The sequence below is a fragment of the Pseudomonas ovata genome (genome assembly GCF_003131185.1).
In the GTDB taxonomy this organism is placed as follows: Bacteria; Pseudomonadota; Gammaproteobacteria; order Pseudomonadales; family Pseudomonadaceae; genus Aquipseudomonas; species Aquipseudomonas ovata.
The window spans coordinates 142,895-154,370 of the sequence record NZ_QFFU01000009.1; the positions used below are offsets into that span (position 1 = coordinate 142,895).

Here is an 11,476-nt window from a genome sequence, read left to right on the forward strand (position 1 = left end):
CCGGCCTGTGCAGACCGTTCGGCATGACTGCCTTGCCCCTATGGCGCGCAACAGGCCTGGCCGGGTGCGCAACTTCCGCCATAGCCAAAGGCTTACACGCCATGGCGCACAATGGCTATTCCCATCCTGCTGGCATAAGCCTAAGATTGGATCCAACCACTGACGAGCAGGAAGCCCGTCAGGATCAGGGACGATCGACCATGTAAGGAGACTGCCGACAGGGAGTTGGAATGGTTCTGGATAAAAACCCGCTTCGGCGGGTTTTTTGTTGCCTGCGATTGGCCTGTCAATCGCCCCAGGTCTCCAGCACCTCGACAAAGCGGCGCAACCAGGCATTGGTCTGGCTGCCGTCCAGCACCCGGTGATCGATGGTCAGCGACACATAGGCCATGGTCCGGGCCTGGAAACTGTCCACGCCGTCGACCTCCCTGACCACCACACGCTTTTGCAACGCGCCCACGCCCAGAATGGCCGACTGCGGCTGGTTGATGATCACCGGCGTGGCCAGCAATGAACCTGACACTCCATGGTTGGAAATCGTGAAGGTCCCGCCCTGCACATCCGCCGGTTTCAGCCGGGACGTCCGGGCCAGTTCGGTCAGGGTGTGCAGACGGCTGGCGATGCCCAGCAGCGACAGCGTCTGCGCTTGCCGGATCACCGGCACGATCAGGCCCTGATCCCCCAGGGCGGCCCCGACACCGATGTTCACGTCGCTGAACACTTCCAGGGCGTCTTCATGCCAGCGACTGTTGACCTGCGGTGCGGACTGCATCGCCTGCACGGCGGCAGCCACGAAGTAGGCGGTAAACGTAAGGTTCACGCCCTGCCCGGCATACTCGGCCTTGTGGCGCTGACGGTGCTGGATGATCGCCGTGCAGTCGGCCTCGAACACCGCGGTGACATGCGGCGCTACGCTGACCGAATGCTGCATGTGCTCGGCAATCCTGCGGCGCATGCTCGAATGCGGGATGCGTTCGGCCACTCGTGGCGCCGTCGAATCCTCAACGGGCAAACCGGCTGGGGCAGACGGCGCTTTTTCAACCGGCTCGGGCGCTGCAGGTGCCTCCAGACGCTGCACGGCCCTGACTACATCTTCGCGGGTCAGGCGCCCGCCTCGACCGGTGCCACAGCCCTTGAGCGTGGCCGGGTCCAGATCATGCTCGGCCAGCAAGCGGCGCACGGCAGGTGACAATCTTGATTCAATGTCCGAGAGCGGCTGATCGCGCTCGGCGTCTTCGGACTCAGCCGGTACAGGCCGCTCAACCCGCGGGGCATCAGGCGCAGGCTGTTCAAGCAGCGCTGCCGCCACCCGCCCCAGCAGCGCACCCGGCAACACGTCCTGGCCTTCCTGCACGACAATGTCCAGCACGCCGTCACACGGGGCACAGACCTCCACCATGACCTTGTCGGTTTCCAGCTCGACCACCGGTTCGTGCTGGCGCACCGGGGCGCCGACAGCCTTGAGCCAGGTACGCAGCACGGCCTTGGTGCCTTCCTGTTGCAACGGCGCGATGACGTCCTGTGCCGGGGTGTTGAGGGTCAGGTCAGTCATGTCAGAACCCCACCATTTCGTCGATCTTCGCGCGGATTTTTGCGACCGAGGGCAAGGCATGCTCCATCAGCAACGGGTGATGCGGGCTGGGAATGTCCGGCATGGTCAGGCGCGCCACCGGGGCGTCCAGGTCCATGAACGCCTGCTCGGCGACCACGGCAATGATCTCGGCGCCAAAGCCTGCGGTGCCCAGGTCTTCATGGACCACCAGGCAGCGATGGGTACGCGACACCGACGCCAGCACCGTTTCACGGTCCCAGGGCATCAAGGTCCGCAGGTCGATGACCTCGACCGAACGGCCTTCGGCGGCCTGCTCGCAGCGCTCGACCATCGCGCCCCAGGTCACCAGGGTCAGGTCGTTGCCCTGGGTGACGCAGCGGGCCTGGCCGAACGGCAGCACATAGTCGTCGCCGGGGTAGCTGCGCCGGGCGCTGGCGGCGTCGAGCATGGCGCGGTGCTCAAAGAAAATCACCGGATCGTTGCCCCGCAGCGCGGTGCGCAGCAGCCCGACCGCGTCTTCGGCATTGGACGGCACCGCGACTTTCCAGCCCGGCGAATGCACGAACTGCACCTCGTTGGTCTGGCTGTGCCACGGGTCGCCGCATTTGAAGAAACCGCCCGGAATTCGCACCACCATCGGCGCGGCAAAGCGGTTATTGGTGCGCCAGCGCATGGTGCCGCAGTCGTTGATCTGCTCCATGGCCGGGTCGGCGTATTTGCGAAACTGGATTTCCGGCACCGGCATCAAGCCGCCCAGCGCCATGCCCACCGCCCGGCCGATGATGCCTTCTTCGGACAGGCTGGTGTCGAACACCCGCTCGGCACCGTACTTGTCCTGCAACCCCAGCGTCACCGCATGCACCCCGCCCTTGGGGCCGACGTCTTCGCCGAATACCACTACCCGCGGGTTGATGCTCAGCTCATGATCAAGCGTCCGGCGAATCGCCGCGACCATGTTCAGACGCGGGCCTTGCGGCTCGGCTTGCAGGGTGTCGGCCGGCGCCCGGTAGCCATCGCTCCACTGCCCGCCGCGCTGCTGCAGCGTACCTTCGAAAAATACGTTTTCGGTCACGCGCTGCGGATCGCTGACCGGGCGTGCCTCGGCCTGCTCGCAGGCCTGCTTCACGGCCTCGGCAGCCTGGTCTTCAAGTGCCTGCCACTGCGCCTCGCTGAAGCGGGCCGGCACCAGGAATTCATGCAACCGCGGCAGCGGGTCACGGGCCCACTCGGCGTCCACCTGTTCGGTCGACTTGTAGGCCTGGGTGTCCTGAAAGCTATGCCCTTGCAGGCGCGGCACGGTCAGGCGCAACAGGCACGGTCCCCGGCGCTGGCGCACATGGTCGACGGCGCGGGCGATCAGGGCGGCGCTGTGCTGCGGGTCGCAGCCGTCGCCAGAGATCACTTCCAGGCCCTGGAAACTGGCCAGGTTTCTGGCGATGTCAGCGCCCGGGGTCTGCAAGGTCGAGGGCACGGAGATGCCGAAGCCATTGTCTTCGATGTAGAACAGCATCGGCAGCTGTTGCGTGGTGGCCATGGTCAGCGCCGACCAGAAGCCGTTGGTGGCCACCGACCCGTCACCGCCCAGCACCACGCTGATGGCCCGGGCACGATCAGCCTGCGCCATCACCCGCGTGCGGTAGTTCAGGGCCTGGGCCCAGCCGGCCGTGGGCGTGTACTGCGCACCAACGCCGCCGCACATGGGCAGCGCGGTGACGCCACCGGGGTTGGGGTAATTGAACACCACGCCGATGTCGCGGCCGTCGGAATAGCCACCGGCGCGGGCCATGGACGACCCCAGCGCATCGACCAGGTCAACCCCCAGCGCCAGCAACAGCGGACGTGAACGGTAGTAACCACAGGCGGCATCGTGCGGGTCGGTCAGGTGCAGACCCAACAGGATCTGCGCCATGTCATGACCACGGGCTGAAAACTGATAGAGCACCTTTTTCTGCGGCACCAGCGTGCCCTCTTCCAGCGCGTCGAGCTGGCGCGAGACCATCATCAGGTACGCGGCGCGTTGCCAGTCCACCGAGACATCGTGGGGTGCGACCGGCGTGGCCTGGGCAGGTGTGGCACGGGCAGGTGTGCGTTGGATCACCGTCATTTTATTGTTATCCCTTACGGTTGAGCGGCATGGCGCAAATGAGTGCTTGCTGTGCTCAAAGCGTAAGGACGCCAAGGGAGAATGTGCTTCCTATTTCTTGAGCCTTTGGCCAGAATCGAGCACGTTCATTCTCCGAATAAAAACAAATGAAGAAAGATCGCCTCGACACCTACAGCATCCGCATTCTTGACGCCCTGCAAGCCGACGCCCGCCTCTCGGTGCAAGACTTGTCCGAGCGCATCGGCCTGTCCTCGACCCCGACCTGGAAGCGCCTGAAAAACCTTGAACAGGACGGCTATATCAAACGCTACACTGCCATCGTCGACCGCCAGCAGGTCGGGCTGGGCAACTGCGTACTGGCCGAGGTCAACCTGTCCAAGCACGTCGAAAACGTCGTCGAAGCCTTCGAAGAAGCAGTGCGCAATTGCCCGGCGATCATCGAGTGCAACAGCACCACCGGCCAGGCCGACTACATCATGAAGGTGCTGACCACCGACATCGCCCATTACGACGAATTTCTGCACAAGGTGATTTTCAAGCTGCCAGGCGTGAGCGAAATCCGCTCGGCGGTGGTGATCCGCGAGGTCAAGGCCAATACCCCGGTACCGCTGGGGCACCTCAACTGAAGCCGGCACGACGTCAACCTGAACACTGAACGTGCGGCGACGATCCGCCAATGAGGCCAGTGAGACAGGCACATCGGCTGCGCCTGTACGGCCGCCTTCGCCAGCAGAGCTGCCTCCCACAGCATTCGCGACCGTTGGTCGCTCTACAAGGCCGTGTGGCGCCTGGCTACGCAGCATGACGACGTGGGAGCGACCAGCGGTCGCGAAAGGGCCGGCCGGCGATCTGCTGGAGCCTGGAACCCGCCGACACTGCCAGCCGCTTGCATCACCGCTCTTTTTTTGCGAAAAAGCCGCCTCTCTTATCAACCCGAGCCCGACCATGACCGACACCCTGGACATCACCGACCTGCACGAAGGCGACGGCAAGGCCGTGGTCAAAGGCGCCTTGATCACCACCCACTACACCGGCTGGCTGGACGACGGCAGCGTATTCGATTCCTCGGCCGGGCGCGGCAAGCCGTTCCAGTGCGTGATCGGCACAGGCCGGGTGATCAAGGGCTGGGACCAGGGCCTGATGGGCATGCGCGTCGGCGGCAAACGCAAGCTGCAGGTGCCGGCCGCCCTCGGTTATGGCGAGCGCCAGGTCGGCAGCATCCCGCCCAACGCCAACCTGACATTCGAGATCGAACTGCTCGAAGTGCTGACCCGCGACGATTGACAGTCGCCAGCACAAAAAATACAAATAACTGATGTTAAATACCAACCAAATAACTATTTTTCATAATTAGCTTAGTCCTAAAAAGACTTTCACAGCTATTTCTCATAACGGTAAGGTCATTCCCAGACCCGACCCCTTTCCTGGCGGAGGCACTTCTCACCTGGCCATCAAGGCCCTGCCCAGGAAAGTCCCGCATGTTCCTCCGTTCCCTGCTTGCCACACTGATTGTCGGCGCACTGTCGGTCGCCACCCAGGCCGCCGAGCTGGCGCCGCTGAAAGTCGCCAACCAGAAGTCATCCTACAAACTGCTGCTGGAAGCGGCCGGCGAACTCAAGGATGTGCCGTACCGCATCGAGTTCTCCGAATTTGCCGCCGCCGCACCCTTGGGTGAAGCCCTCAATGCCGGGGCCGTGGATGTCGGCGGGCTGGGAGATGCGCCCTATGTATTTGCCCTGGGCGCCGGTGCGCCGCTCAAGGTGATCAGCATCACCCACGCCGACGGGCGTTTCTCCACCTCGATCCTGGTGCCCAAGGATTCGCCGCTGCAAACCGCCGCCGACCTCAAGGGCAAGCGCGTGGTGACCAATCGTGGCTCGATCGGTCATTTCCTGGTGATCAAGGCACTGCGTGATGCCGGCCTGAAAAGCTCGGATGTCACCTTCGTCAACCTGCTGCCCACCGACGCACGCAGTGCGCTGGAAAGCGGCAATGCCGATGCCTGGTCGACCTGGGACCCGTACACCACCATCGCCATCACCCAGAACGGCGCACGAATCCTGCGCAAGGGCGATGACCTGCTGACCAACCACCTGTACACCGCCGCCACCGCTCAGGCAATCCGTGACAAACGCGTACAGCTCGATGATTTCGTGCAACGCCTTGACCGCGCCTGGGCCTGGGTCAACCAGCACCCGCGCGAATATGCCCAGGCCCAGGCCAGAGTCACCGGCCTGCCACTGGAAGTGCACCTGGCCAGTGCCGAAAGCACCGACTTCGAAAAAGTCGCCATCACCGCCCCGGTGATCGCCAACCTGCAGCAGACCGCCAACATTTATCTGGAAGAAGGCATTCTTAACCGTCCGGTGGATGTGTCCCAAGGCTTCGACGCCACGTTCAACGCCGTTCGCGGCCTGGCCACGCAGGTGAATACACCGTAAGGCTGGTCGAGCCACGATTCGCTTTAGCCGGAAATACAGACGCCATCGCCCCATGACCTGGCGGTCTTCGCGGCCAAAGCCGCCCTCATCAAAAATAAAATAACTTATTGATTTTATTGAGTTTTAAATTCACCCCTGTTTGCGCGACAGCGCGGTGTCAGTGACACAGGGGTAATCTCCTACGGTTTGAAGTTCAGGCCGGGACACTTGTTTCCAGCAACTCAATGAAACTGGCCAGGCTGCGCGACACCGTGCCCTTGCGCCACACCAGCCAGGTCTGCAGGTAACGAAACTGCGCCGACAGCGGCCAGACGCTGACAGTGCTGCAACCGGGCATGCTTTCGAGCATGCTGCGCGGCATCAGCGCCAGGCCGGCGCCAGCGCTGACGCAGGCGAGCATGCCGTGGTACGACTCCATTTCGGAGATCTTGCCCGGCACCGCCGCGTTATGGCTGAACCAGCTTTCGAAATGGTGGCGGTACGAGCAGTTGGCGCGAAAGGCATAGATGGGTTCGCCGTTGACGTCGCTGCCGCTGTCGATGGGCGCGTGGTTGAGCGGCGCGATCACCACCATTTCTTCTTCGAACACCGCCACCCCTTCCAGCGCCGGGTGCAGCACCGGGCCGTCGACGAAGGCCGCCGCCAAGTGCCCGGCCAGCACGCCGTCAATCATGGTGCCGGACGAACCGGTCGACAGCGCCAGTTCGACCTTGGGGTACGCCTGGTTATAGGCCGCCAGCACGGCCGGGATGCGCACTGCAGCGGTGCTTTCCAGCGACCCCAGGGCCAGTGGTCCACGCGGTTCATCACCGGCCACGGCCTGGCGCGCCTCGCTCACCAGGTCGAGGATGCGCCGGGTGTAATCGAGAAAATTCCAGCCCGCCGGCGACAGGCGCAGGCGATGTTTTTCCCGAATGAACAGTTCGACGCCCAGGTCCTCTTCCAGCTGCTTGATGCGCGTGGTGAGGTTGGACGGCACCCGATGGATGTGCTGGGCGGCGGCGCTGATGCTGCCGTGTTCAGCGACAGCCTTGAAGATTTCCAGTTGGACCAGATCCACATCATTCTCCAAACGTGAACGTATTGCTCAGTATTATTCAGTTTTCAAGACTCTAGCATGGCCCTAACCTGATCGCACTTTCCTGACACCACGATGCAGAGGCGGCCATGACCAGCGTTTCCAGCCAGACCCACGCGATTTCGATCAACCCCGCCAACGGCGAGCAGATCGGCGTCTACCCGTATGAAACCGACGCGGCCCTGGACGCGGCACTGGCGCGGGCAGCCGCCGGTTTTGGTGCCTGGAAGCGCACGCCCCTGGCACAGCGTGTCGAACTGATCCAGGCGCTGGCCCGCGTACTGCGCAGCAAGGCCACCGACATGGCGCGCATGGCGACCCTGGAAATGGGCAAGCCGTCGACCCAGGCCCGTGGCGAGGTCGAGAAATGCGCGCAGTTGTGCGAGTGGTACGCCGAGCATGGCCCGGCCATGCTCGCCCCGGAACCGACCCAGGTGCCCGGCGGCAAGGCGCGTATCGAGTACCGGCCGCTGGGCCCGGTGCTGGCGGTGATGCCGTGGAACTTCCCGTTCTGGCAGGTGCTGCGTGGCGCGGTGCCGACCTTGCTGGCCGGCAACACCTATGTGCTCAAGCATGCACCGAACATCATGGGCTGCGCCTACCTGCTGCGTGATGCCTTGCAGGAAGCCGGCTTTGCCGAAGGCGTGTTCGAGGTGATCAACGTCACCCCCGAGGGCGTCTCCAAGGCCATTGCCGATAACCGTATTGCCGCCGTAACCCTGACCGGCAGCGTGCGGGCCGGGATCGCCATCGGCTCGCAGGCCGGGGCCGCCCTGAAAAAATGCGTGCTGGAACTGGGTGGCTCTGATCCGTTCATCGTGTTGAATGACGCCGACCTGGACGCGGCGGTCAAGGCGGCGGTGATCGGCCGTTACCAGAACACCGGCCAGGTGTGCGCAGCGGCCAAGCGCCTGATTGTCGAACAGGGGGTGGCCGAGGAATTCACCCGGCGCTTCGTCGAGGCCACCCGGCAACTGGTGGTGGGCGATCCGCTGAGTGAGGCCACCTACATCGGCCCGATGGCGCGGTTCGACCTGCGTGACGAACTGGATCAACAAGTGCAGGCCACCCTGGGCGAAGGCGCCACCTTGCTGCTGGGCGGTGCCAAGGCCGAAGGCAACGGTAACTTCTATGCGCCGACCGTGCTGGGCGATGTCACCGACCAGATGACCTCGTTCCGCCAGGAACTGTTTGGCCCGGTGGCCTCGATCATCACGGCCCGCGATGCCGAACATGCCCTGGCGCTGGCCAACGACAGCGAATTCGGCCTGACCGCAACGATCTATACCGGTGATGTGGCGCGTGCCGAGCAAATGACCGAGCAGCTGGAAACCGGCGGCGTGTTCATCAACGGCTACAGTGCTTCCGACCCACGGGTGACCTTTGGCGGGGTGAAAAAAAGCGGGTTCGGCCGCGAGCTGTCGCACTTCGGCGTACGCGAGTTCTGCAATGCCCAGACCGTGTGGCTGGATCGCAACTGATCCTGAAGAATCAATAGTCCTGAAAAACACCGGTCCGGGAACGCCTATGATCGGCGTGGGACCACCTCTGTAGGAGCGCGCTCTGCCCGCGACCGAGTGCGCAGCGCTCGCAGAAATCTGTGAAGCGCTGCAAATCTACGACTGCTGGCGCAGCCGGTCGCGGTGATCCGGCATTCCGGCAAGCGCGCGCCTACACCGGTCCCATGTTTGCTGCGCGACAGCGCTCCGCCTTGACGCGGTGCCATTAACAAGGGGTTTGTACAGGCGCTCCGGCTTCACACCACGGCCGGCTCGCCAATGGCGTAATAATGCCCGCCCGCAATGTAGTGCAGGCTGCGCCATTGCGGGTCGGCGTGTTCGAACTGCCAATGACCGTCGCTGAACACCCGATCGTCCGCCCAGGCGGCGACCACTTCACCGATGAACAGGTCGTAGGTCTGCTGGTTGTGCGGCTCGGGAAGCACTTTGCAGATCAGCCAGGCCGAGCAACCGGCCACCAAGGGCGTCTCGAACCCGTCCATATGCACTAATTCGACGCCGCAACGGGCCAGTTTGTCCGGGTCATCGGCCAGGCTCTGGCTGCCCACCGCCTGGGTCAGCTGCAGTTGCGCCAGGTTCGGCACCTGCAACGCGAAATACCCGCTGCCTTCGACCAGGCAACGGGTATGGGCAATCTTGTCCAGCACGACAGTAACCTTGGGCGGAGAAAAATCCAGGGCGCAGGCCCAGGCAGCGGCCATGACGTTATCGACGCCGGCATGGGTGGCCGAGACCAGTACGGTCGGGCCGTGATTAAGCAGGCGGTAGGCTTTTTCCAGCTCGACGGGGCGAATGTGCGGGTTCATCGATTCTCTCTTGGCAAATAGGCTGTGCAGCCAGGGGCAGACCTGCAAGACTGCCACAGTCTGGCCCTTGCGGTCTTAACGAGACGGGTCATCATGAGTCAACCTGCGCCGTCCCCCTTTGTGATCGCCCTGCTGCTGGCCGCCGGCAGCAGTCGCCGGTTTGGCAGTGACAAGCGCCAGGCGCGCCTGCCATGCGGGCGCACGGTGTTGCAGGCCAGCCTTGATACCGCCTTGACGGCCTTCGAAGAAGTACGCGTGGTGCTGCGTGCCACGGATGGGACCGAAGCCTTGGGCCTGCCCGCCACGGTGCAAACGGTGCGCAGTGAACAAGCTGAATCAGGCATGGGCCATAGCCTGGCCAGCGGCATCCGCTCGCTGGCTGACACCCAAGCCCAGGCAGTGGCCATCCTGCTGGCCGACATGCCGTGGCTGCGCACCGAGACGCTGCTGCACCTGGCCAACCGGGCCGACCCGCAACGCATCGTCATGCCGGTGTTCGAAGGCCAGCAAGGTCACCCGGTGATCATCGGCCGGGCTTTCTGGCCGCTGCTGGAAGGCCTGACCGGCGATCAGGGTGCCAGGGCGGTGATCAAGGCGCATCCAGAAGCGTGTATACGGATCACCAGCGACGACCCCGGTACCCTGCTGGATGCCGACACTCCCGCCGCTTTGGCTCAAGCCTTGGCTCATTGAAACCAGGGCCGTTTTCTTGAGGTGCTGCCTCAAATACGACCTTTGACCGGGATGAATCACCCTGTGGGAGGATCGTTTCGCGACCGTGGGTCGACCTCATCAAACATAAAATAACTTATTGATTTTTCTGGCTATAAAATTCACACCTGTAGGAGCGCGCTCTGCCCGCGACCGAGTGCGCAGCGCTCGCAGAAATCTGTGAAACGCCACAATTTTACGACTGCTACGCAGCCGGTCGCGGTGGTCCGGCATTCCGGCAAGCGCGCTCCTACACCGGGTCCATGTTTGCTGCGCGACAGCGCGCGCCATTAGAGCTGTCGGCGGTCGATGCCATTGGCGGTGCGCAGGACATCGGCCATCACCGCCAGGGCGATTTCGGCCGGGGTCTTGCTGCCCAGATTGAGCCCGATAGGTGCCTGGATACGCGCCAGCGTCGCCTCGTCCAGATGGCCGATGCGTGCCAGGCGCTCCAGGCGCTTGCGACTGGTCTGGCGTGAACCCATGGCACCGATGTAGAACGCCTCGGTGCGCACTGCTTCAAGCAAGGTCAGATCATCCAGGCGTGGGTCATGGGTCAGGGCTACCACGGCCGTGGACGCATGGCAGCCGCCTTCGGCAATGAACACCGCCGGCAATACCGGACAGACTTCGACGCCGGCCAGTGAAAACCCTGCCAACACCTCGGGACGCGGGTCACACAGGATGACTTCATACCCCAACGCCAAGGCAAAGCTGGCACAGAACTCAGCCACCGGCGACAGCCCGGCCAGCAACAGACGCTGCACCGCACCGATGCGGATGCTCGCCTTTCCCGCCTCGACCTGCACCCGGGCCTGGCCCATCTCCCCGGCTTGCAGCTGCGGCGCCACCGCGCCCAGGCCGACCACACGCCGTAGCAAGCCGCGCCCGCTCAACGCCTGCTCGACCTGCGCCAGATGCGCCTGAATCTCGGCGCCAGGGGCCAGGTACTCGACCAATACATCCAGCACCCCGCCACAGGGCAAGGCCAGGCTCGGTGCCAGGCCGCCAACGCCGTAGCGCACCTGCTGGGTCACCGGTTCAAAGCGGCCCAGCGCCAGGCGTTCAAGAAAGTCCTCCTCGATACAGCCACCCGACAGTGAGCCACGGTGCTCGCCGGTGGACAGCGCCACCAGCATCGCCCCCGGCCCGCGCGGGGCGGAACCGTAGGTCGAAAGCACCGTGCACAGCCACACCGGCTTGCCCGCCGCCAGCCAGTCGCGGGCTTGTTGCACGACCTGCAAGTCGAGCTGTTTCATCGCGT

Annotated in this window: 10 protein-coding genes; 5 read left to right on the forward strand and 5 right to left on the reverse strand. The window is 63.8% G+C overall.

The window, feature by feature from the left end; genetic code table 11:
• Window positions 1-286: 286 nt before the first annotated feature.
• Both DGA31_RS14640 and DGA31_RS14645 read right to left on the reverse strand, forming a co-directional pair.
• Window positions 287-1,552, reverse strand: coding sequence for a dihydrolipoamide acetyltransferase family protein (locus tag DGA31_RS14640; protein WP_109513024.1), 1,266 nt, complete (start codon window positions 1,550-1,552; stop codon window positions 287-289).
• A 1-nt stretch (window position 1,553) separates the two neighbouring features.
• On the reverse strand, window positions 1,554-3,656 hold the full coding sequence (locus DGA31_RS14645; RefSeq protein ID WP_206606841.1) for an alpha-ketoacid dehydrogenase subunit alpha/beta: 2,103 nt from the start codon (window positions 3,654-3,656) through the stop codon (window positions 1,554-1,556).
• Window positions 3,657-3,802: 146 nt separating this feature from the next.
• Between DGA31_RS14645 and DGA31_RS14650 the strand changes: the two genes are divergently transcribed.
• The 3 genes from DGA31_RS14650 (at window position 3,803) to DGA31_RS14660 (ending at window position 6,097) form a co-directional block, all read left to right on the forward strand.
• Complete coding sequence (locus DGA31_RS14650; protein WP_056839832.1) at window positions 3,803-4,282, forward strand: Lrp/AsnC family transcriptional regulator; 480 nt, start codon at window positions 3,803-3,805, stop codon at window positions 4,280-4,282.
• Window positions 4,283-4,601: 319 nt separating this feature from the next.
• Window positions 4,602-4,940, forward strand: a complete 339-nt coding sequence (locus tag DGA31_RS14655; protein ID WP_109513025.1) for an FKBP-type peptidyl-prolyl cis-trans isomerase — start codon at window positions 4,602-4,604, stop codon at window positions 4,938-4,940.
• 194 nt (window positions 4,941-5,134) lie between these two features.
• Window positions 5,135-6,097: an ABC transporter substrate-binding protein gene (locus tag DGA31_RS14660; protein WP_109513026.1), complete on the forward strand. Its 963-nt coding sequence runs from the start codon at window positions 5,135-5,137 to the stop codon at window positions 6,095-6,097.
• Window positions 6,098-6,290: 193 nt separating this feature from the next.
• Here the strand turns inward: DGA31_RS14660 and ptrR are convergent, their stop codons facing one another.
• Window positions 6,291-7,157 carry a putrescine utilization regulator PtrR gene (gene ptrR, locus DGA31_RS14665; protein ID WP_109513074.1) on the reverse strand — a complete coding sequence of 289 codons (867 nt, stop codon included), beginning with the start codon at window positions 7,155-7,157 and terminating at the stop codon, window positions 6,291-6,293.
• Between the two features lie 107 nt (window positions 7,158-7,264).
• Between ptrR and DGA31_RS14670 the strand changes: the two genes are divergently transcribed.
• A complete protein-coding gene (locus tag DGA31_RS14670; RefSeq protein ID WP_109513027.1) occupies window positions 7,265-8,656 on the forward strand; it encodes an aldehyde dehydrogenase family protein in 1,392 nt (463 codons plus the stop codon).
• Window positions 8,657-8,931: 275 nt separating this feature from the next.
• Here the strand turns inward: DGA31_RS14670 and DGA31_RS14675 are convergent, their stop codons facing one another.
• Window positions 8,932-9,501: a flavin reductase family protein gene (locus tag DGA31_RS14675; RefSeq protein ID WP_109513028.1), complete on the reverse strand. Its 570-nt coding sequence runs from the start codon at window positions 9,499-9,501 to the stop codon at window positions 8,932-8,934.
• A 90-nt stretch (window positions 9,502-9,591) separates the two neighbouring features.
• On the opposite strand from DGA31_RS14675, the gene DGA31_RS14680 reads away from it, so the two are divergent.
• Window positions 9,592-10,194, forward strand: coding sequence for a nucleotidyltransferase family protein (locus DGA31_RS14680; RefSeq protein ID WP_421957970.1), 603 nt, complete (start codon window positions 9,592-9,594; stop codon window positions 10,192-10,194).
• A 308-nt stretch (window positions 10,195-10,502) separates the two neighbouring features.
• Here DGA31_RS14680 and DGA31_RS14685 read toward each other — a convergent pair whose 3' ends face one another.
• Window positions 10,503-11,471, reverse strand: a complete 969-nt coding sequence (locus DGA31_RS14685) for an XdhC family protein (protein ID WP_109513030.1) — start codon at window positions 11,469-11,471, stop codon at window positions 10,503-10,505.
• Window positions 11,472-11,476: the final 5 nt, after the last annotated feature.